Consider the following 21,575-nt stretch of genomic DNA (forward strand, 5'->3'; position numbering starts at 1 on the left):
TAATTACAATTTTAATGCAACTAAAAATACTTCCATTAGTTTGTTTGTTTTTGATCAGCTTTATGCTGCAGGGCCTAAATGCTCAAGAAAGATTCGGGTTTGATGATTTTGAATACTCCGAAGAATCAGTCACCTGGGGATCCGTTAGTAAATCCACCTATTTTTTCCCTATTAATGAAAAGCGATTTATAGCAAATGGGAGTACGCTTTATTTAAATTTAAAAACTTCAGATGTTCTCAATGCTAAGCGAAGTTTTGTGACCATAGCCATTAATAATATCCCTGTAGCTACAAAATCCCCTGAACCTAGTGACTCTTCCATTAATTTTGTCATTCCTCTTAGTGCAAATAGCGTAAATTCTGGTTTTTTGAGAGTTGATGTAATCAGCAAATTAAGGATTGATGAAGAGCTATGTGAATTTTATGGAGAAGGAGCCTTTTGGCTTCGAAGATTACCCTCCTCACATTTGGATCTTAATCTGAAATCACCTGAAACGTCAGAGATCAAAGGCATAAGTGATTTTTTAAACGAGGCCAGTACTATTTTGCTGCCTGAGGAGGTGTCCCTAACCACCATGAAATACGCTGCATATATCCAGTACTATTTTAAGAATGAGCTGAATAGAAACCTGAGTATTAAATCGATTCCTAACCGATCAGATTCTATTCCACCGGGAAGCATTCTTCTTGGGTTGTTAAAGGAGATTAACTCGGATGAAAAATTTGATGTCGAAATTGATACGCCTCATACTGAAAGCGGTTTGGTTAAACTCTATAGATTGGGAGCGGAAAATAAGCCATTCTCAAAAAATAAATCAAAAATTTTACTGGTGACAGGCCAAGGTGAAGACGAATTTGAGAAAGCAGCTCAAAGCCTTCTGGAAAAAGATTTAATCAGCAGTGCTTATACAGATTCCTATTTTGTAAAAGAGGGTAAGAGCTTAGGAGGAGTTTCCGTTGAAGTTTTAAATGAAATAAATTTCAGAGAATTAGGAGTAAATGAAGAAATAACTGAAGGTGTAGGGAGAATTCAAAAGGAAATTGAACTGCCCAGAGCTATCTTCCCTCCAGGACTTTCCAAGTTAAAATTAAATCTAAAATTCACTTACCGTCCTCTTGAAGAAACGGAGAGCGCCTATTTGAACCTTTACATGGATGATGTTCTCAAACATAGTTATTCATTAAATAGCTCTGGAAGCTTTGAAAGGATGATGGATTTTACAGGGGTTAAGTCTAAAGATAAAAATAAACTTAAGATCGAATATTACTTTATTCCTGAGGGGAAAGAGTGTATAAGAAACCCAACTACATTCTATGCTCAGCTGGATCTGGATGCTTCTGAATTTAAGGCTGAAGCTTTTGAAAAGGAAAAACAACTCAGTTTCGATAATTTTACTCAAACATTTTTCCGGAATAAACCTGTTATCTATTGGGATGTTCCCAACTCTCCAAGACATACCGCTTCATTAAGCCTTTTACTTGACAAACTAAATCCGGAACTCGCATTTAAGAAAAAACATGTTTTTCCTGATATTCTGCCTATTGACAGTCTGAAAACACGCGGTAATACAAACAGCAGTATCATTATTACATCCCAAAGCGAATCCCTGGAAGAATTTGCCGAGGGGAACTCCTTTCTAAATATCAGATACAATCAATATGAATTTAAAAAAGAAGACTATTCCCGTTTTTTTGAAGTGAGCTATACGGATAGAATTGGAATAAGTCAGTTGTTCGAAGTAGAAGGTCAGGACTTTATGTTCATCTATGATCCTGATGGTAATCCTGCTATTCTGAATCAGATAATCGAAAAAATTGCTAGCCCTTACCTAGATAATTACGGAGATTTAATACTAGCTAGCGAAGATGATTCCTATTTTTTTAGCTTGATGAATGAACAAAAAATAACTAAAAAGGAAATAGAAAGTAACTTTCAAAACTTCTGGAACAAGTATAGTCTCATTATTATTTTTGTATTACTTATTTTACTCATTGTTATATTGATCTATATCTTTCAAAAGTCACAGGAATCAAAAAACAATATCATTGGAAACGAATAAAATGTTCACCCTCATTTTTATACTGAGTTGGTATTATATTTCGGCTCAGGATACTAATGACCCCATTGGCAAGACTGATGAGCTCGCTGAGGAAAATGCTGCTGAAGAACGAATAAATCCCTGGCAACAGGGATCCGGAGAGATTTTGCTTTCTCCTTTTGTGAGTCGCTATGAAGCTACTTCTTACAGAACTTCGGATGGTGATAAAATTGATTTTGCAAGAGATGGTAAGTTCAGTAACTATAACCCCAGATTATTTGTCGCTGCTCCTTTTTTTGGTGAAAGATTAAATATAATCGGTTCCATTCCTTTTTTTAGCAACACTTATGAAGATAATGATGCTTCAGATACGAATACCGATTTTGGGGATCTTGAAGTGGGGTTAAAAGCTCATTTGGCAAGGTTCAAAGAAAACTACCTAATGGCCAGTGTGATCGCATATATTCCCTTGTATAGTAATACCTCCACCCCTTTTATAGGCTATGATCTTTTTGCTTTAGAAGCGCGTTTGATTTTTGCAGGTACACAAAAGAGTCTGGGAGAATACAATAATTTTCATAAAGTTGAAGTTGGCCTCAGGTATTTTTTCCCTGAGGATCCCCTTCAGTTGCGTATCCTCGTTTCTGAAGGTTATGATTTATCCGATAGAGTAAGCTTATTGGGAGAATTGGAAGGCATGTTTTCATTCAGTGAAAGAGATGAATTTTTTAGAAATAACCTGCAGGCTGTGGCAGATTTTAATATGATAAAAGCCTCTCTTAATCTCGGTTATCAATTTTCTGATACCTTTACTCTTTACGGTGGGTTATTTCATGATATTTTTAATAGAAATTCTGCCGTTGGAAGAGGTTTTCAAGCTTTCGCAGTGATCAGACTCAATTGATATGCTTAAAATTTATAGGAATGATTTATTCTTAAAGTCTGGATTACTCCCCCTAGAGGTCTGCGAAGAAATTGAAAAGATGAGGAAGACCATGGATAAATCCTTCCTGAAGACGGCTCTGAACTATGCTTTCCTTTCCCGCCTGGACTACAAAAATTTATTACTTAAGAAGGGTATAAGCTTCTATCAGTTTGATTACGCTAATCTGACAAAACTAAACAGGGAAGTCAGTAAAGCTGATTTAGATTTTCTGCTGGATCATAATCTTTATCCTCTCCAAAGCGAGAGTGGGGAGATCGAATTGGTATCTGCCGATCCTTCTGATGATATTAGCATTTCCAAATTCAGGGAACGCTTTTCACTTCGGGCAAGTCATGTGCATTTTGCCGAAGATCTGGATATTGTTAAAGCTCTACATCTCACCTATGGTGAAAGCCTGTTGCAAAAAGCTGTTTTTGATCTTTACAACAGAGATTCCAAAAGTTCAGCACTGGAGACCTTTACCTCAAAACAGATCATAGTGCTTTGTGTTTTAGGATTGATCTTTCTGATTCTCTTATTGATTTTTCCTGTGATTAGCATCATCACTGTAAGCCTTCTGATCAATTTGTTTTTCTTTATCTCCATAGGTTTCAAATTTATGTTGACGATTGTTGGGGCAAAATCGGAAAATCTGCAAAAAGTATCAAAGTCTGAATTAGGAAATTATCTTGATAGTGAACTGCCCTATTATACATTACAGTTGCCCGTTTTTAAAGAATCTGAGGTTATATATAAGTTAGCGTCAAATCTCAAGAATATCGATTATCCCAAAGAGAAACTGGATGTCAAGCTGCTCATAGAATCTGATGACCCTGTCACATTTGATGCAGTCAAAAACCTGAAAGATCCCTGTATTTTTGATCCCGTTATAGTTCCTTATGCCCAGCCTAAAACCAAACCTAAAGCCTGTAATTACGGACTGTACTTCAGCAAAGGGAAATATCTTGCTATTTATGATGCAGAAGATATTCCTGATAGTGATCAGTTAAAATTGGTGAATGCTTTATTCCATAAGCTTCCTGAGGAATATATTGTCATACAATGTGCTTTAAATTACTTCAATAAGACAGAAAATTTTCTCACCAGAATGTTTACTCTTGAATATTCTTATTGGTTCGACTATATGCTTCCGGGACTAGATGGTCTAGATATTCCCATACCCTTAGGAGGGACCAGTAATCATTTTAAGTTTGATAAACTGATCGAATTGGGAGGCTGGGATGGATTCAATGTTACCGAAGATGCTGATTTAGGGATACGTGCTTATGCCAAGGGATATAAAGTGAGTGTACTTGATTCTACGACTTACGAGGAAGCCAATAATGAATTTTACAACTGGATACGTCAGCGTTCCAGATGGATCAAGGGATATATGCAAACTTACTTGGTGCATATGCGCAACCCCGCTAAACTCTATAAAGAAGTCGGCTGGAATGGGTTTTTTGGTTTTCAATTTTTTATTGGAGGCACGATTTTCACCTTTTTAATTTATCCCATACTATTGTTTACTTTTCTCTTTTACCTGTTTTTAAAATTAGAAATAGGGGTTGATTTGTTGGGCTCTGTAAATCAAGATCTGATCAATTTTATTAAATTGATCTTTCCGGACTGGTTAATAATAGTCTCGATTTTCAATTTTCTGGCCGGTAACTTACTGATGATTTTCGTCAATATGATTGCTGTATTTCGAAGAAAATCTTACAATCTGATCTTATATGCGATTGCCAATCCGGTCTACTGGATCATGCATTCCATTTCAGCCTACAAGGGCTTATTTCAATTAATATCTAAACCCTTCTATTGGGAAAAAACCAATCATGGTTTGACCAAAGCTGATAAATCTAAAATTTAATGAGAGCATCGTTTTCCATCGGTATTGTTGGGCTCATTTACTCTGTATATTATATAGGTCTCAGTCACTATGTGATCGCTCAGGGCTACTGGCACCTGGAAGCTTACTTTATAAGTGACAAGCTGCAATTGCTATTTACAAATGATGAAAAGACCCTTGAATTATTTTTTTTTATTTATCCCTTGATAGCTCAGGTTCTAGCCATGCCTGCGAGCATTTTAGGTACCCTCAATGCACCTGTGATCACTTCAGGAATTTCTATGGCCTTTCTTGCTTCCTATTTAGTGGTGAAGACCTTTAATCTTCACTTGAGATTTGCTTCGGTTTTGATCAGTATATATTTTTTATGCAGCCCCCTTGTTGTCTACCTGTCTACTTCTGGATCATCATTATATCTTTATTTTATACTTTACTTTCTGTTTTTCCATTTAATATTCAGATACCTTAGACAGTTTACGATTTATAATTTTGTCTTACTTGGACTTTGTCTTGGCCTATTTGTCTTTCTTGATTATTCCTTTTTATGGATCATGTTATTTATGATGCCACTCATATTATTAATATCGCTGTTTAACTATTCAGGAATTGATAAAACCTATATCGGTGTTTTTTCGCAAATTTCACAAGAGTATACCTCTGCTAAAGAACTTTTAGCGCGTTCTTTTTCTACATTCCTGGTCATCATTTTTATCCCCTTAACCAGCTTGATCTTCTATCTTTTTTTTAATTATTGGTTTACAGGAAATTTGATGTTCTTCGACCAGTCCGATACACATCAATGGAATCAGAGTAGAATATTCACTTCCGATTTTATGGATAATTCTATGGGGTATCTGCTCAGAATGGGACTTTGTCTTTCCCCGTTATTTCTTGCGGCTTCGTTTTTAGGCAGAAAAAGACTATTATTTCAAATGACCCTGCTCTTGGTTCCGATCTGGCTGATTTATTTGAAAAATTCAAATCCTGGAGAGCCTTTGTTCTTACCTGTACTAATCATCATAACAGCTTCAGGAATGGCCGCCATGGTCCATCTTTTTCAAACCCAGTTATTACCTCTGTTCAAGAAAAGTAAAGCGCTTCACATGGTCACGACGCTTGTATTTTTGATTACGATCCTTGGTGAGTTTTATTATTTCAAAAATACCGAGCACAGTCAGGAAGCCCGACTATTTTCTTTTTCTGAAAGTGATGACGTTCAAAGAATAAGCGCTCATGAGGATATGGCAAATTATATTAGTTCTGAAATCAAAGAAGATGAAGTTATACTGGCAGATAATAAAATATTTTATCCTACGATGGCCTTAACTCGTAAAAGCACAGAGTATATAGATCAGTTTAGTAAAGATTATGAAAATGCATTACAGGCTCCAAAACTCTACGCCGACTTCATATTACTAAGTAATGCTGATATAGGTTATTATAGAAATGATCAAATGAAACCCTTGATCGAGAAAAATAAACTGGTGCTGTATCCGGTGTATACGAATTCTGAATTTCGATTGCTTAAACTTAAGTGACTGGAGGACAATTTGTTGGGTTTAGGTTTAAAATTCAAACCCTTTCAAAAATTAGCGATTAAATATAGATTTAATTCAAATTAAAAAACAGCAAAAGATATCCAGCATCACTAGGCTTGGCTTAAGCCTAGTGATGCTGGATATCTTGGTTTGCATTTATAAAAAACTAAGGCTTAGGAACTAAAAGAATATCTGTGGTCGCTTTGGAATTTCCAGGCTTTGGATTTCGTGTTCTAACAGGCATGGTTCAAAATGAAGTAGTTCAGCCCCTATAGGCTGATGTTCTAAACCCCTTGATGCCGGGAGGATAGATGAAGGCTGTACCTTCTCAGATATACTCTAAAGGAGCTTGTCCTAAGCGTAAAATTTACTACTTGTTTGAATAAAAGCTGAAATTGAAACAATCAGGGAAGGTCTTTATTCATGTCATGAATTATATTTCTGGTTTCAGAATTCAACCTTTCAAAAACCGGTGTTATAGTTTCGATAGGTTCTGAATTTTTGCCCATCTCCTCCAGTTTTTTAATTAGAAACACATTTTTATAATTAATGAGATTATAACTTGACACTAATTTATGGCTGAGTTTAGAGATGGATTCGTAATTTTTAGCGTCGATAGCATCCTGAATTTTTGCTAAATCTTCTGGTGTTACCTTTATGAATATGTCTAGCATTTCCCTCACGAATTCTTTATCGCCGGATGCGATGGATTCCAGTTGTTTAAGGTTATACACTTTCTGATTTTTTTATGCCAGAGAGTGCCGCTTGAATCTTACGGTTCAGGTCTTCGGGTTTGAAAGGCTTTGACAGATAATCTGACATACCATGCTGGATGCATTTGGTCTTTTCCTGGCCTAAAGAATGGGCAGTCATCGCAATGATAGGGAGGTCTAACTCTAAGTCTTTTCGGATGACAGAAGTGGCCTGATAACCATCCATTTTGGGCATTTGCAAATCCATTAAAATCAAATCTGCCTCGTTATGCTTTAACCATTCCACGCCTTCTTCTCCATTGGAAACAATGGTTAATTCATGACCTAAGTCAGTAAGGATTTTCTGTCCCAGTTTCTGATTCAGTAAGTTGTCTTCAAACATTAATATTCTGCCCGCAAGAAACTCTTGTTTCTGATTTACTTCTTGCTTATCGTCTTCTAATTCGTGTTCTATTTTAAAAGGAATAGAAACTGAAAAGAGGGAACCTTCACCCAATTTGCTTTTTATGCTCAAATCTCCTTTGAAATTTTCTGTCAGTAATTTTACGATATTAAGACCCAGGCCTGTGCCACCGTACTTACGTGTCGTATCCGTGTCTGCCTGGGTAAAGCGTTCATAAATCATTTTTTGTTTCTGTTTAGGAATACCTATACCACTATCCTGTACGCGTATGTTTAAGGTGCAATTCTCCTCATCCAGTAGTTTTGCAGAGGCAGAAATTTTTACAAAACCTTCAGACGTAAATTTTATAGCATTACTCACCAGATTGATGATGATTTGACTTAGGCGAAATTCGTCTCCTGAAAGCATTTTGGGTATCTTTTTATCTATATTACTTTCCAAAAGAATATTTTTCTCTTCAGCTTTCTCCCGAAGCATTTTCTCCACAGATTTTATGACATGAGCCGGACTAAACGGGTTATTTTCCAATGCAAATTCACAGGATTCAATCTTTGATAAGTCGAGTATGTCGTTTACAATACTTAGCAGGTTTTTGCCTGCCTGTAAAATGGTGTTGACATGATCGGTTTGGGCATCGTTGAGCTTTTCATTTTTAAGGATATCTGAAAATCCGATGATGGCATTTAAGGGCGTTCGGATTTCATGGCTCATATTGGACAGGAACTTATCGTTAGCCTCCAGGGCTTTTTCTGCTACGAGTTTCGATTTTTCCAGGTCTTTCTGATATTGCACCTCATTGGTGATATCATGGGATATATTTAAAATACTTACCAGCTTGCCCTGCTCATCAAATATGGGGTTGTAATTGGCTTCAATCCATTTCTTATTGCCATTTTTTGTGATTCTAATGAATTTTCCCCGGTGGTAAACCCCTTGACGCAATTTTTCCCAGTATTTCTCGTGGGTTTCTTTCAACTCATCCTTTGAAATTAGGAGACTGTGGTCCTGCCCAATCAGCTCTTTTGGCTGATAGCCCATCATCTTACAAAAAAGTTTATTTGCAGACAAAATTTTGCCGTTTAAATCAAATTTGATGGTAGCATTTGCCTTGTCTATCGATTTCTGAAGTAAATTGGCTTCGAGTTCTTTACTGGTTAACTTATCTTTTGTCTCCTGAAATCGCTCCCCAAGCAAATGTTCCACTTCTCTTTTTAAGTTGGTATTCAACTTTCTCATTTCCAGCTGAGTCATCACCTGTTTGGCGATGGTTCTCAGGGCTTTTTTTTGCTCAGCATTCAATTTGCCAGGCTTTGTATCAATAACGCATAAAGCACCCACATGATATCCTTCTGCTGTACTTAATGGCATCCCGGCATAAAAACGGAAATTAGGATCTTCTCTAATTAACGGATTAAACTTGAAGATGTCGTTTTTTGCAAGATTTTGTATCTCTAAAATATCATCCTGAAGTATAGTATATTGACAAACGCTGTCTTCTCGAGGTCGAGAACCTCTTGGCATACCCACAGCAGATTTCTCATACTGTCGCTCTTCATCTATAAAATTGATAAGACCAATAGGTGTTCCGCAAATATAGCTTGCAAGTTTTGCCAGTTCATCCAAATTCTTTTCCTGACCAGATTCAAGGATGTTGTAACTCCTCAGGGCTTTAAGACGATCAACTTCATTGGAGGGAAGCGGAGCTTTCGGGAATAAATTCATAGTTTAAAATACCAGTATTTCTTGACTTCAAAAAAATCGATTAAATATAGAAAAAAATAGTTTACAAGCAGAGGGAATTAAAAAATATGTTGAAGATTTTAAGTGGGTTAAGCTATTGGTCTTTAGATTAATACAGGTGAAATTAGAGTTTCGGTTTAGTTATAGAGGACCCCGGTTTACAATTAATGCCCGGCTTTCATTTAGGTTGCTTCCTTAAATAAATACGTTCAATTTTAAAATGCCTTGTTTTCCACTGGCCTTTTTTGAATTTAATTTGAATACCAGCCTTTTATTCAGCAGAGGGAATGGTGCTTTGCAAGCAAGTGGATGATTCTAAACAAATCTATTTTTCTGTCTTCAAAATAATGAATAGTTCGCTTTTGTCTTGATGAGAAAACCAGCAGTAAGTTTATGATCAGGGATTGAGTTTGCAGATTTAAACCGGATACTAAAATATTTTCTTCATAAAAAAACCTTAATTTTAAAAATTAATTACTACATTAGAAATTATAATAAGTATGTGTGTATGAGATTGTTTTGCTTTTTGTTCATAATGTGTGTAGGATTCAATTTTGCAGCTGCAGACCCTACAAATCCAAATAAGACTAAAATTAAAGTGGTTGTTGACGCTGGTCATGGCGGCATGGATTCTGGTGCACAAAGTGATTCGGTTTTAGAGAAGCAAATTGTGGCTGATGTTTCTTCTCAGCTCAAAGCGCTTTGTAATGATAATAATATCGAAGTGATCCTTTTGAGAACCGAAGATAAATTCATGTCCCTTGAGGATAGAGTCTCCAAAATAAAAGCGCTTTCTCCGGATTTAGTGATTTCTCTTCACGCCAATTATTCTGAGAACAGAGAACGCAATGGCGTCGAAGTTTTTGTTGCTGAGAATGATTTCACGGTAAAGTCTTCCTATTTTGGGACCAAAATCCTGGAATCGTTCAAGCGTAAAGATTTTAAAACTTCGGCCTTAAGGTCAGCGAACTTTTTCCTTTTAAAAAATCTGGATTGTCCGGCAGTAAGCATCGAGCTTGGCTTTTTATCCAATGCTGAAGATATGAAATACCTCAATTCTGAATTTGGACAAAAATTCATTGCTAAACAAATCGTTTCTTCTTTAGATTAATCGACTAACAAAAGCCTGTATTCCATTACTTTTGCCTTATGAAAGTATTAGAAAGAGAGGTGGTTATTATTGGTGGAGGAGCAGCAGGTTTCTTTGCAGGCATTAATCTTGCAGCATTTAATTCCGAAGTAAATGTCCTTATCCTCGAAAAGAGCAAGCAGGTGTTAAGCAAAGTTAAAATTTCTGGTGGTGGACGTTGCAATGTTACTCATGCCGAATTTGACCCCATGGCTTTAGCTAAAAATTATCCTCGGGGACACAAAGAGCTTTTGGGTCCCTTTCATCAATTTATGACGGGTGACATGTTTGCCTGGCTGGAAGAACGCGGCGTTGAGCTTAAAGTTGAAAACGACCAGCGTGTATTCCCGGTTTCAGATTCCTCACAAACCATCATCGATTGCTTTGAAGCTGAGGCCAGTAGAGTGGGCGTTGAGGTCAGAATCAAAGCAGGAGTTGATGAGATTTATAAGCGGGAAGGCCAAGACTTTTCCTGGGAGCTCAAGGGTAACGAAGTTCATGTTTTTGCTAAAACCTTAATTTTCGCTTCCGGCAGTAGTCCGAAATTATGGCGTCTTATTCAGTCACTTGGACACCGGGTTATAGAACCGGTCCCGTCATTATTTACTTTCAACGTAAAAGACAAGCGCATAGAAGGTCTTTCAGGAATCAGCCTGGAAGCTGAAGTGCAAGTGTTTACAACCAAAGACAGAGGGGTGTCTAAGCAGAAGCTTAAAAGTCTGCATTCTTCCGGCCCGATTTTGATCACGCACTGGGGGTTGAGCGGTCCCTGCATCTTAAAGCTTTCGGCCTGGGGAGCCCGTGTTTTTCATGAGCTGAATCATCAGTTTCAAATGCGGGTAAACTGGCTTCCCCATCATCATGTGGAATCTCTTCAGTCTCTGATGGAAACCTTGAAAACAGCGCATCCTAAACAGTTGATATACTCAAACCCAATAGAAGCTTTGCCCAAACGCTTATGGCAGAGCCTTTTGGATCATGTCGCTATTGATTCGCACCTGAACTGGTCGAACATCAGTAAAACACAAATTCATGCGTTAGCGGTAGAAATTTGTGCCGGAGAGTTTCACGTCAATGGGAAGAGCACCTTCAAAGATGAATTCGTCACTTCAGGGGGGGTAGATCTTAGGGAAATCGATTTTAAAACCTTCGGCAGTAAACTTCATGATAACCTGTATTTTGTTGGGGAGGTTTTAGATATTGATGCCGTGACGGGGGGATTCAATTTTCAAAATGCCTGGACAGGGGCCTACATTTGTGCAAAGCACTTGAGTAAGTCTTTGTAATGTTAAACTTCTGTTTAGTCTATAGCTATCACTCTTATTTCTGTTAAATTGATAATTCTAATTTAAAAACCTAACATAATGAAAAAGAAAATATTTATTTGCGGCGCATTGTCAATGACCTTATTAAGCACGAGTTGCCTGGGGTCGTTCAGTGCCTTTAATTCGTTAAGAGACTGGAATGACGGGTTAACAAGCAGTAAGTTCATGGATAACTTAGTTTTTTGGGCCTTAAACATTGTTCCGGTTTATGGACTTTTTATGACAGGTGATGTTTTGTTTTTTAATGTCTTGGAATTTTGGACCGGAAACAATCCTATAGCCATGGCAGAAGGTGAAACAGAAACTCAATATGCCACAATAGACGGTAAAGATGTGAAAATGACAGCTACAAAAAATCATTTTAACATTGAAATTCTCTCTGGTGAAAACAAAGGTCAAACTCTAGAAATGGTATATACTCCGGAAAACAAAACCTGGAATGCTTTGGATGAAAACGGAGAATTCATCAAACTTGCCTCCATGAAAGATGGATTTTATATGGTGTATACGCCAGAAGGTGATGTTATCCAACTGGATCCGGCAGCATCAAAAGCACAAAATATGGCTATTTTACAAGGTAAAGTAGCAGATTATGAAGCGTCTATGTGGGCAAAAGCAAACTAAAACGCTTGTTACATATTTAAAATAGTAAACCACCTGAAACCAGGTGGTTTTTTCATTAAAGAAAATTAACACATGTTAGTTTATTTTTAAATAATTTTTTAGGTATGTTGCTTAAAATTTTACTTTAACATATGAAATCAAAATTACTTCTGTGTCTGTTGGCGTTTGTGTCCTTTTCATCCATACATGCACAAACAGAAATCAAACTGATAAAAGCTTACGTGGAGCAGGAACAAGCAATGAAAAAGATTTCTTCCGATGATTTTTCAGGTCTGAAACTCAATTCTGAGCATTTTTCTCAAAGCACAAAGCTGAATCACATCTATATTCAGCAGACCTATCGTGGGATTCCTGTCTTTAATGCTATAGGTAACTTTGCGGTTTTTAGAGATGAAGTCCGCTATGCCAACTACGATTTTGTAACTAACCTGGCTTCTAAAATTACCACTCAGAATTCAACATTGACTCCAGAGGAAGTTTTACAAGCTGCCGCTACTCAACTTGGCATTGCTACACCCACACGGGTTTCTGTCATAAAAGCCAACTCTGAAAACGATCTGGTTTTTTCGAATTCAGGAATTTCTATGGATCCAATTCCAATGAAGCTTGTCTTTTACAAGGCAGATCAGGAGAGTCTGAAATTAGCTTGGGATTTATCGATTCACCTTCCTGATGGGTCTCACTGGTGGAGTATGAGAGTAGACGCTCAGAATGGTCAAATACTAGAAAAAAACGACTGGATTGTTCATTGTGAATTCGATCATTCTTCCTTGCTGGGTAGAACGTCTGGACCCTTATCTGCTTCAAAACGCAAACCTGAGCAGGTTTCATCGGTTGTGGAAGGCCCCACTTACAATGTGTTTCCTTATCCTGTGGAATCGCCGAATCATGGGCCAAGGCAACAGGTTACAAATCCGGCAGATCCCGATTTTTCTCCTTTTGGCTGGCATGATACCGACGCTGTTGAAGGTGCTGAATTTACAATCACAAGAGGTAATAATGTCTATGCCTACGAGGATAGAGCCAGTGCCAATATAGCAGGCTATTCGCCTGATGGTGGTGCCACATTGAATTTTGATCATGCTTTAGATCTCAATCAGCCGCCAGCATTTAATTTAGATGCAGCCATCACTAATTTGTTCTACTGGAATAATATAGTACATGATATGTGGGCTCACTATGGATTTGATGAGCGGTCTGGAAATTTTCAGCAAATCAATTATACCGGAAGCGGTTTAGGCGATGATTATGTAAGGGCAGAAGCTCAGGATGGTGATGGATTAAATAACGCAAATTTTGGAACACCTCCAGATGGAGCGCGTCCCCGTATGCAGATGTTTTTGTGGTCGCCTTCAGGTCCTTTGGAGGAGCCTTTAACCATCGGAGCCCCGGAAACCCTGGCGGGAAGCTACGACGGAGTTGCTGCGGCATTTGGTGCTAAACTTCCCACTAAAAAAATAAGTGCTGAATTTGCTCTGGCTCTGGATAGCGAACTTAGCCTCGAGCTCTTAGATGCCTGCGAAGATTTAACCAATGCTGCCGAATTGGATCAAAAAATTGTTATCATCAAAAGAGGGAACTGCACCTTTGTAAGTAAAATTGAAAAAGCCCAGGCCGCGGGCGCACTGGCTGTTATAATGGTCAATAACACAGCGGGAGACCCAATCATAATGGGTGGTGAAGACACAGGCATTACCATCCCTTCTATTATGGTGAGTCAGGCAAATGGAGAAGCCATCATCCAGGCTCTTCAAAATGAAGAAAGTGTAACAGGGGCATTAGAAAATAAAGGACCTTACGAGGTTGATGGTGATTTCGACAATGGCATTATTGCGCATGAATACGCTCATGGGATATCCAACCGTTTAACAGGAGGTCCTTCTGCAGCCGACTGTTTGGGAAACAAAGAACAAATGGGTGAAGGCTGGAGTGACTGGGTGGGTCTTATGATGACTATTTCTGAAGGTGATTTGGCAACGCAGGGGCGAGGTATTGGTACTTTTGCCACGTCTCAGCCTGTTGATGGCAGGGGGATTAGGCCTTTTCAATACTCTACAGATTCATCTATCAATCCTGCGACTTATGCTTTGACCAATAATCTTGAGTTAAGCGAACCTCATGGAATCGGTTTTGTGTGGGCGACCATGTTATGGGATTTGAACTGGGCACTTATAGAGCGCTATGGATTCGACTCCAATCTCTATACGGGAACAGGAGGAAATAACATCGCTATGCAACTGGTTATAGACGGGATGAAGCTACAAGCCTGTAGTCCTGGTTTTATCGATGGACGGGATGCCATACTGGAAGCTGATGAATTTGCCAATTCAGGCGCAAATCAATGTTTGATCTGGGAAGTATTCGCGAAACGCGGTCTTGGCTGGAGTGCGAAGCAAGGAGATACAGATAATAGAGAAGATCAGGAAGAAGCTTTTAATATGCCTCCAAGTGATATTTTAAACTGTTCTTTATCCAATGATAGCTTTGAATTTGATAAGTTTGGAATCTCTCCAAATCCTGCTAAAGAAAGCTTTAAACTGCATTTGGTAAACACAGACTTGTCAAATGCTAAAGTTGATATTTATGATATGAACGGAAGACTGGTCATTTCTAAAGTTTCAGATTACAACCAAAGGGTAAACACTCAGGGTCTAACTTCCGGAATGTATATCGTAGTGGTAGCGTCTGAAAACAAAACCTACACTAAAAAATTAATCGTTCAGTAAAAAAAAGAATCCTCTGAGAATCCGGACCGAAATCATCTGATTTCGGTCTTTTTGATTTAGCTACCTTTGTTTTAAAACACAAACTTATGCTCAAGGTCAATCATATCGCTTATTTTCATAGAAAAGACACGGGCATTTCAGATATCAGTTTTGAACTGAAGCAAGGAGATCATTTGGCTTTAATCGGGGAAAGTGGCTGTGGAAAAAGCACACTCATCAAGGCTTTGTTCGGACTCTATGATTTACAAAAAGGTTCCATTCACTGGAATGGTGAAGAAATCCAGGGACCGGCATTTCATCTTATCCCTGGGTTCCCTAAATTCAAACACTTATCTCAGGAATTTGATTTGATGCCTTTCACCACTTCAGAAGAGAATATTCAGAAGTTTTTGTCGAGAGAAACTCCAGATCAAAACAAGAAACGGAGCGATGAACTCATCGCCTTATTTGATCTGGAAGGAGTGAAAGACCAAAAGGTAAAAACCTTAAGCGGAGGTCAGAAACAAAGGGTGGCGATAGCTCAGGCTTTGGCTAAACCACCGCAACTAATCTTACTGGATGAGCCCTTTAGCCATATCGATCAGTTTTTGAAACACAGGCTAAGACGCCGTCTGTTTCAATTTCTTAAAAAGGAAAAAATCACCTGTGTGTTTGCCACGCATGATGCAGAAGACGTCCTGCCATTTTCAGATTATACGATGATTTTAAAGGGTGGTAAGTCCATAGACTTTAGGCCGACTTCTCAGGTGTATAAGCAGCCTAAAAATGTCTATTGCGCTTCGCTTTTTGGAGATGTCAATAGTTTAGAAACAACAGAATTCGGACTGGATGCCCAGCAGGAGAAGGTATTGGTTTATCCCCATGAAATTGATATTGAAGAACATTCCAAATTCAAAGGCATCATTAAATCAAGTTATTTTAAAGGCGCTCATTATCTTGTGGAAATACACCATAAGTCCAGATCGATTTTTGCAATTTCTAAAAAGGATCACAAGCCAGGAAGTGAAGTTTCTTTTGGATTGGCTTCAGAAAAAATAAGGAAACGGCTTAATTGAAAATCCGGAGTACTCCGCCACTTTCGGTTACCCGGTAGGCAAACAGTGGATACCTTAAGTTTTCTGTCAAAGCTTGTCCGGTAATCAGACTGTAACTATGAGGTGAGTTATCGCAGTTAGATTCGGCATTAAGTCCATCTATCATAAGCCTGGAACACTCCATTGGAATCAGGTTAGGATCTGCCGCATCCCAGGCCAGAAAGCTGCTGCCGGAATTTACGATAATGAGACCCAGATTCCCCTGCTCTGGAATGTAAACCGAATTCCCTGTAAAGTTGAGATTGTTAAACTGTGGAAGGCTTAAGTTGACCTCATAATTCACATTGATGTTGAGTAAATTAGGATTCCTCCTCAGGTTCTCATCGGTTTCACAGCCAATTAAGAAAGATAGACCGATAAGAAAAAAAATGGCTTTCATATTAAATTTTAGATGTTAATGACTTTACAGCTACAAAAATATTATATTTGCTTTATAGAATCTCGAAACCAGCGGGATTCTTTTTTTGTTATATGTAAACGACAGGATTATGAGTAAAGTATCTTATTATACAGAAGAGGGATTAAAAAAGCTTAGAGCAGAATTAGATCAGTTGAGAGACGTAGAGCGACCTAAAGCTTCGCAGGATATTGCAGATGCCAGAGATAAAGGTGATTTAAGTGAAAACGCTGAATATGATGCTGCCAAAGAAGCACAGGGCATGCTGGAAATGCGTATTTCCAAGCTGGAAGAAGTGGTTGCCAATGCCAGAGTCATAGATGAGTCACAACTGGATACCTCCAAAGTCTTAATTCATAGTAAGGTGAGATTGAAAAATACGAAGATGAACCAGGAAATGACTTACAAACTGGTGGCGCAAAGCGAAGCTGATTTGAAAACGGGAAAAATTTCTGTGGATTCCCCAATTGGAAAAGGTCTTCTTGGTAAAAAAGCCGGGGATACCGCAGAAATTGAAGTGCCTAACGGAAAAATTACGTTTGAAATTCTTGAAGTCTCAAGAGATTAATAGGCTTCTGGTTTAAATTATTACGATTGAAACATCACTCTAAAAAACAAAAAGCATTCAGTAAATTTCATTTAGAATCGATAAATAATTCCTACGGTATGTTGTAATTGACCACCTCTCGGTGACAAATTATGATGCCCAACCGTTTTAATGTCTAAGGCTAATTTATTATCTGAAATTCGATTGTTTGAAATAAATTTACTTATCCAAATTCTTATACCTGCACCAAGATTCAACGTTGTTCTTTCTACTTCATCAATAGTGGTTATACCGATTCCAGATATTAAATAGGGATCCAAGAGGGATATTTTTAAAAGATCTGGGAAAAAGTAAAGCGCATGCAAGTTCAAGGACGTATAGTCTATATCCCTGTCTAGTCGACCACTACTGATAATTTTATCTTTTTTGAAAACATTTACAGAATAGGCTAGTTGTAGTGAAAATCTTTTTGTTATTGAATATTCTAAGCCAGCTACAAATCCATATTGCCAGCGTTCGTTGATTTTCAATGGATTATAATCTCTTGTAATAAAACCGTCATCAACAATACTTAAACCGCCAAAAACAGAGATGTTACTTTCAGTAGTTGTGTCTTTACAATTACACTTTTGGGCATTGGCTGATAAAGTCATCAAAAAAATCAACACAATAATAAAAGATACAGATTTCATAATAGAATTTAAAGTGAAGAAAGACCAGTAAACTAGATTGATTTATTTAAACTCGAGTAAGATTTAAATTTTTTAGGTCTTCCTTTTTCAGGGAAATGTACAATATAAGCAACAAAAATTCTATTTTTATTCGTTTTTAAGCTCTTCATGACATCATAATTGCGCCTTTTGCATAAATGTTTCTCAATTAGTATTCATTTTAAGTTATAAATGAGATAACCTGAAAAAGTTTTTCCTTAATGAGCATGTGAAATTATTTCAACATTGTTTGTGATTATAAGATAAATTCTATTTTTAGTGTCTGAAAAAAAGAAATAAAGATTTTCTTTTTTCATTGATAACACATTGTTTAACATGCTAAAATACGTTTGGGTATCAATCTTTATATTTTGCTTCTCTTTTTACGAGTTTCAAGCTCAGGATACATTGAAATTGAATAAATCAGTTCAAAAACCATCTATACTTTCAGCGCATGTCTTTGGGATTTTTATTGGCCGACTGGAAGGGCATTTCAAAAGCAGGCCCGATCAAAACTTAAGTCTTCAATTCGATTATCTGAGCGGGAATGTATGGGGGCAGCCTGTAGAAAATTATATTCCCGGAACAGAGGCTATTAAAAACACGGTAACCCCTTACGAATGGCACAGGAGAGAATTTTTCGTGGACAGGCATGATGAACATTTTCAATCCAATACCGAAAATTTCAAAATCGCCTACGACGGCGTCATTAAAGGTTTAAAAGCTCAAATGTACGTCCCTTTAAATTCAAGGAACGCTCTGCAAATCGAACTGCGCTCTTTTCTTTTAACCCGTGGGCGTTTTCCTTTTGCAGGACTCACGGGAGATGACTTTATTGAAAGCTTTCACTCGAATATCGCCGGAGGGGAAGACCCTTTTCAACGAAGAGACTTTGGACTCAACGAGGCAGAAATCAACTATACGGACCGGCAGGGAAGGCAGATGCTGATCGGTCAGAATGAAGGTTTTTTTGGAGGTGTGAAGGTTGATTTCTATCACTATTTCGAAAACCTGCTGCCTAACGAAGTCCACTTCAACATCGGGTTGCATTCGGGAGTCAATACGTCCCCTTACAATAAATCTATAGACCTGGGTATTTCAGCCAATGCCTTCAAGCAAATCGCAGTGGGTGACAGGACCTATTTTCAGCTTGGACTCAATTTGGGTTACCTCCATTTGAAGTCAGCATCCTTTTCGGACAGCAACATAGAATTTGCCACACGACCGGGCTTTTTAAATCTGGAAAGCGTTTTTACCTATAACCTCATCAATTCAAAACAGCAAACCCACAGTATTGGGCTGGATTTTTACGTTCAATCCGCATACCATCCTCCTTCTGAATATGATTACAGTATTTTGTTTAGAAACGAACAGGCAGAACGTTCCTGGCATCATAGCGTCACCCAGTTGTATCTCAATAACAATTACTGGACTCTTTTTTATGCCTTTACCGAAAACAACAGTTTCAGAGTATATCTGCAGCAGGACTGGCGGGTTAATAATACTCCCGATTTACAGACCGGTATAAGTTATGTCATCAATTTTAGATAGTGTTTGGCAAGATTGGGTGAATCTAATTTGAGCTGCGTTAGAGCTGAAAGTTTAAGCACAAAATAACAGATAGTTTGTTTTAATGATTGTCAGCTGAATGCTGCAAACTTAAAACCTTTGATGAAGTGAACATTAGTTTTGCAAGTCACCTATTCATAAGACCTGTGAGGTCTTCAAAACCTCACGGGTCTCTTTTATTTGGGTTACTAGAAGCCTGCTTGCTTTTGCAGACAAGCTCGTAAAACCCCTAAAGGGTCTCAATTAAACTCGAAAAGAGTTTGACTAACTTGGGTTCTGCTTTGTTGGCAATAGCGATAATCTCTTCTATATTTACGGGTTGTAAATGATCAGGATCACATTCGTCGGTCAACACCGAAATAGCCGAAACGGGCAGCTTGAGATGGTTGGCCACAATAATTTCTGGAACGGTGCTCATGCCCACGGCATCGGCCCCAATGATTTTCAAATAGCGGTATTCGGCCCGGGTTTCCAGCTGAGGTCCCACCACTGAAGCATACACCCCTTCGTGTAGAGTGATGTCGTTTTTCCTGGCAATCTCCTTAAACTTTGCATTCATCTCCTTGTCGTAAGGTGCCAGCATGTCTACGAAACGCTCCCCAAATTGTGAAACCCCCTTAAAGGCCAGGGGCGAACCGCCCTGCAGGTTGATGTGGTCGTCGATAAGCATCAAATCTCCTTTCTTATAGGTTTTATTAATGGCTCCTGCAGCATTGGAAACCAGGAGTTTTTTGATGCCCAGTTCTTTCATGATGCGAACAGGGTAGGTGATGTCCTGAAGAGAATAGCCTTCGTAAAAGTGAAAACGCCCCTGCATCACCACCACTTTTTTCCCGGCCAGATTTCCAAAGATGAATTTGCCCTGGTGAAATTCTACCGTGGCGGTAGGAAAATGCGGAATATGATTATAGCTTATCTCTTTTTCGATGTCGATCTGATCAATCAGCTTTCCCAGCCCGGTGCCGAGAATGATACCGATTTCCGGATTCATAAATCCCTTTTCTTCCAGGTAACTTACTGTTTTACGGAGTCTTTCTTTCATAGGTCTTTAGATAAATGTCTTAACATGTGAGCCGGAATATAACGATGATACTCCGGGTGTTTAGCAAGGTCTTCAAGGGTATCAATATCGGTTTTGGTTTCGAGAAAAGCAAGGCTTAATCCCTCTAAATCTTCCAGGGTTTTTTGCAAAACAGTTTCGGTGCTCCAGGCCTTTTTTAAAAAGGCGTTCTTATGAAATCCGGACATGCCCATGAGGTAATAGCCTCCGTCATTTGCCGGTCCGAACACCAAATCCTTGTGTTCCAAGTGCTGAAAGGCTTTGACGATATCTGAGGTTTCCAGCATCGGCAAATCACTGCCGACGATACAAATTTTGGCATAGCCTTGAGCAAAACCCCACGCAAAAGCGGCCTGCATTTTTTCTCCCAGATGTCCTTTGCTCTGGACCTGCTTTTGAAATAAGGCATCGTCCCACAGGTCCCTGTTCTGAAGTTCTTCTGAATAAAATACGGCACGACTTACACTCGTGTTTCCTATGGTTTTGGCGGTGTGCCGGATCAGGGTCTTGTAAACTTCCAGAGCATTTTCATCCCCGATACTTTTGGCTAAGCGCGTTTTGCACTTACCAAGTTCCGGGTTTTTAGCAAAAACAATAACCAGATTTTCCATCAGTACACCTTTTGACCTTTCTTCAAATACTTGCTCCAGAACAGGTCATAGGCATGTACTTTATCGGTTGGATTTCCCTTTTGATCATATACCTCTTTACCGGTATTAACCCATTCAAAAAGGCCTCCGTAAAGATTGAAAACATGTTTGTAACCCGCCTTTTGAAGACGTTCCCCAATATCTTCAGAACGCACCCCTATGGAGCAATAGACCACAATCGTATCTTCCGGGTCTATTTTATCCTCAATGGTTTTAAGCTTGAAATCCTCGTATCCCGCAAAAATAGCATCCTGAAGATGACTTATACTGTATTCTGAGGGCTGTCGTGTATCTAATAATTTCAGATTTGGGATGGAGTCCTTAAGCTCCACCAGGTCTTCAACACTGATGTAGTCTACCGTATGTGAATTGTACTTTTCAATCGCCTGGTCTATGCTTTGTGAAAAAGCAAGACAGGGGCCTAAAAAAGCAAGTAAGATTAACTTGATTTTCATTTAATTCAAATTCAAGAGTTGACCTTCAAAGGTAGTCGCTTGTTCCGAATCTGTGTACAGATTAATCATATCGCGCTTT

At 38.5% G+C, this 21,575-nt stretch carries 18 protein-coding genes; 11 read left to right on the top strand and 7 right to left on the bottom strand.

All coding sequences use genetic code 11. The features are described from left to right. Window positions 1-14 precede the first annotated feature (14 nt). From G3567_RS10280 to G3567_RS10295, 4 genes are read left to right on the top strand one after another with little or no spacing between them, the layout of a single operon-like run. Window positions 15-2,060 (top strand): cellulose biosynthesis cyclic di-GMP-binding regulatory protein BcsB, encoded by a 2,046-nt coding sequence (locus G3567_RS10280; protein WP_164005243.1) that lies wholly within the window; start codon window positions 15-17, stop codon window positions 2,058-2,060. Then, window positions 2,047-2,943 (top strand): hypothetical protein, encoded by an 897-nt coding sequence (locus tag G3567_RS10285; protein WP_164005244.1) that lies wholly within the window; start codon window positions 2,047-2,049, stop codon window positions 2,941-2,943. Before G3567_RS10280 ends, G3567_RS10285 begins: the two co-directional genes overlap by 14 nt. Before the next feature lies 1 nt (window position 2,944). After that, on the top strand, window positions 2,945-4,837 hold the full coding sequence (locus tag G3567_RS10290) for a glycosyltransferase family 2 protein (RefSeq protein WP_164005245.1): 1,893 nt from the start codon (window positions 2,945-2,947) through the stop codon (window positions 4,835-4,837). After that, complete coding sequence (locus tag G3567_RS10295; RefSeq protein ID WP_164005246.1) at window positions 4,837-6,354, top strand: hypothetical protein; 1,518 nt, start codon at window positions 4,837-4,839, stop codon at window positions 6,352-6,354. The genes G3567_RS10290 and G3567_RS10295 overlap by 1 nt, the downstream gene beginning before the upstream one ends. A 404-nt stretch (window positions 6,355-6,758) precedes the next feature. Here G3567_RS10295 and G3567_RS10300 read toward each other — a convergent pair whose 3' ends face one another. Next, window positions 6,759-7,088 (bottom strand): Hpt domain-containing protein, encoded by a 330-nt coding sequence (locus G3567_RS10300; RefSeq protein ID WP_164005247.1) that lies wholly within the window; start codon window positions 7,086-7,088, stop codon window positions 6,759-6,761. Beyond that, on the bottom strand, window positions 7,081-9,192 hold the full coding sequence (locus tag G3567_RS10305; protein WP_164005248.1) for an ATP-binding protein: 2,112 nt from the start codon (window positions 9,190-9,192) through the stop codon (window positions 7,081-7,083). Before G3567_RS10305 ends, G3567_RS10300 begins: the two co-directional genes overlap by 8 nt. 553 nt (window positions 9,193-9,745) lie before the next feature. On the opposite strand from G3567_RS10305, the gene G3567_RS10310 reads away from it, so the two are divergent. The 5 genes from G3567_RS10310 to G3567_RS10330 all read left to right on the top strand — a co-directional run bounded on the left by G3567_RS10310 (window position 9,746) and on the right by G3567_RS10330 (window position 16,069). Then, window positions 9,746-10,321, top strand: a complete 576-nt coding sequence (locus tag G3567_RS10310) for an N-acetylmuramoyl-L-alanine amidase family protein (RefSeq protein WP_235923563.1) — start codon at window positions 9,746-9,748, stop codon at window positions 10,319-10,321. A 38-nt stretch (window positions 10,322-10,359) separates the two neighbouring features. Further along, window positions 10,360-11,625, top strand: a complete 1,266-nt coding sequence (locus G3567_RS10315; protein ID WP_164005250.1) for a BaiN/RdsA family NAD(P)/FAD-dependent oxidoreductase — start codon at window positions 10,360-10,362, stop codon at window positions 11,623-11,625. Between the two features lie 78 nt (window positions 11,626-11,703). After that, window positions 11,704-12,288: a DUF3332 domain-containing protein gene (locus G3567_RS10320; protein ID WP_164005251.1), complete on the top strand. Its 585-nt coding sequence runs from the start codon at window positions 11,704-11,706 to the stop codon at window positions 12,286-12,288. Between the two features lie 131 nt (window positions 12,289-12,419). Beyond that, window positions 12,420-15,014, top strand: a complete 2,595-nt coding sequence (locus tag G3567_RS10325; RefSeq protein WP_164005252.1) for a T9SS-dependent M36 family metallopeptidase — start codon at window positions 12,420-12,422, stop codon at window positions 15,012-15,014. Window positions 15,015-15,100: 86 nt separating this feature from the next. Beyond that, a complete protein-coding gene (locus tag G3567_RS10330) occupies window positions 15,101-16,069 on the top strand; it encodes an ABC transporter ATP-binding protein (protein ID WP_164005253.1) in 969 nt (322 codons plus the stop codon). Here the strand turns inward: G3567_RS10330 and G3567_RS10335 are convergent. Further along, complete coding sequence (locus tag G3567_RS10335) at window positions 16,062-16,487, bottom strand: Rieske (2Fe-2S) protein (RefSeq protein WP_164005254.1); 426 nt, start codon at window positions 16,485-16,487, stop codon at window positions 16,062-16,064. The genes G3567_RS10330 and G3567_RS10335 overlap by 8 nt on opposite strands. Before the next feature lie 109 nt (window positions 16,488-16,596). On the opposite strand from G3567_RS10335, the gene greA reads away from it, so the two are divergent. Further along, on the top strand, window positions 16,597-17,073 hold the full coding sequence (gene greA, locus G3567_RS10340; RefSeq protein WP_164005255.1) for a transcription elongation factor GreA: 477 nt from the start codon (window positions 16,597-16,599) through the stop codon (window positions 17,071-17,073). Between the two features lie 71 nt (window positions 17,074-17,144). On the opposite strand, the gene G3567_RS10345 is transcribed toward greA, so the two are convergent. Continuing rightward, a complete protein-coding gene (locus tag G3567_RS10345; protein ID WP_164005256.1) occupies window positions 17,145-17,744 on the bottom strand; it encodes a porin family protein in 600 nt (199 codons plus the stop codon). A 426-nt stretch (window positions 17,745-18,170) separates the two neighbouring features. Here G3567_RS10345 and G3567_RS10350 point away from each other — a divergent pair, with 426 nt between their 5' ends. After that, on the top strand, window positions 18,171-19,313 hold the full coding sequence (locus tag G3567_RS10350; RefSeq protein WP_164005257.1) for a hypothetical protein: 1,143 nt from the start codon (window positions 18,171-18,173) through the stop codon (window positions 19,311-19,313). Window positions 19,314-19,560: 247 nt separating this feature from the next. Here the strand turns inward: G3567_RS10350 and G3567_RS10355 are convergent, their stop codons facing one another. From G3567_RS10355 to G3567_RS10365, 3 genes are read right to left on the bottom strand one after another with little or no spacing between them, the layout of a single operon-like run. Continuing rightward, window positions 19,561-20,373: a purine-nucleoside phosphorylase gene (locus tag G3567_RS10355; RefSeq protein WP_164005258.1), complete on the bottom strand. Its 813-nt coding sequence runs from the start codon at window positions 20,371-20,373 to the stop codon at window positions 19,561-19,563. After that, entirely contained in the window at window positions 20,370-21,002 is a 633-nt protein-coding gene (locus G3567_RS10360; RefSeq protein WP_164005259.1) for a TIGR04282 family arsenosugar biosynthesis glycosyltransferase, read from the bottom strand. Before G3567_RS10360 ends, G3567_RS10355 begins: the two co-directional genes overlap by 4 nt. Next, complete coding sequence (locus tag G3567_RS10365) at window positions 21,002-21,496, bottom strand: rhodanese-like domain-containing protein (RefSeq protein WP_164005260.1); 495 nt, start codon at window positions 21,494-21,496, stop codon at window positions 21,002-21,004. Before G3567_RS10365 ends, G3567_RS10360 begins: the two co-directional genes overlap by 1 nt. Window positions 21,497-21,575: the final 79 nt, after the last annotated feature.

It is taken from the genome of Psychroflexus aurantiacus (assembly GCF_010820555.1).
GTDB lineage: Bacteria > Bacteroidota > Bacteroidia > Flavobacteriales > Flavobacteriaceae > Psychroflexus > Psychroflexus aurantiacus.

Excerpts from the sequence above, each read along its gene's own strand:
- G3567_RS10330 (WP_164005253.1), top strand. The coding sequence starts at position 15,101 with ATGCTCAAGGTCAATCATATCGCTTATTTTCATAGAAAAGACACGGGC.
- G3567_RS10325 (WP_164005252.1), top strand. The coding sequence starts at position 12,420 with ATGAAATCAAAATTACTTCTGTGTCTGTTGGCGTTTGTGTCCTTTTCA.
- G3567_RS10305 (WP_164005248.1), bottom strand. The coding sequence starts at position 9,192 with ATGAATTTATTCCCGAAAGCTCCGCTTCCCTCCAATGAAGTTGATCGT.
- G3567_RS10280 (WP_164005243.1), top strand. The coding sequence starts at position 15 with ATGCAACTAAAAATACTTCCATTAGTTTGTTTGTTTTTGATCAGCTTT.
- G3567_RS10320 (WP_164005251.1), top strand. The coding sequence starts at position 11,704 with ATGAAAAAGAAAATATTTATTTGCGGCGCATTGTCAATGACCTTATTA.
- G3567_RS10295 (WP_164005246.1), top strand. The coding sequence starts at position 4,837 with ATGAGAGCATCGTTTTCCATCGGTATTGTTGGGCTCATTTACTCTGTA.
- G3567_RS10360 (WP_164005259.1), bottom strand. The coding sequence starts at position 21,002 with ATGGAAAATCTGGTTATTGTTTTTGCTAAAAACCCGGAACTTGGTAAG.
- G3567_RS10315 (WP_164005250.1), top strand. The coding sequence starts at position 10,360 with ATGAAAGTATTAGAAAGAGAGGTGGTTATTATTGGTGGAGGAGCAGCA.
- G3567_RS10365 (WP_164005260.1), bottom strand. The coding sequence starts at position 21,496 with ATGAAAATCAAGTTAATCTTACTTGCTTTTTTAGGCCCCTGTCTTGCT.
- G3567_RS10355 (WP_164005258.1), bottom strand. The coding sequence starts at position 20,373 with ATGAAAGAAAGACTCCGTAAAACAGTAAGTTACCTGGAAGAAAAGGGA.
- greA (WP_164005255.1), top strand. The coding sequence starts at position 16,597 with ATGAGTAAAGTATCTTATTATACAGAAGAGGGATTAAAAAAGCTTAGA.
- G3567_RS10310 (WP_235923563.1), top strand. The coding sequence starts at position 9,746 with ATGTGTGTAGGATTCAATTTTGCAGCTGCAGACCCTACAAATCCAAAT.
- G3567_RS10290 (WP_164005245.1), top strand. The coding sequence starts at position 2,945 with ATGCTTAAAATTTATAGGAATGATTTATTCTTAAAGTCTGGATTACTC.
- G3567_RS10345 (WP_164005256.1), bottom strand. The coding sequence starts at position 17,744 with ATGAAATCTGTATCTTTTATTATTGTGTTGATTTTTTTGATGACTTTA.
- G3567_RS10335 (WP_164005254.1), bottom strand. The coding sequence starts at position 16,487 with ATGAAAGCCATTTTTTTTCTTATCGGTCTATCTTTCTTAATTGGCTGT.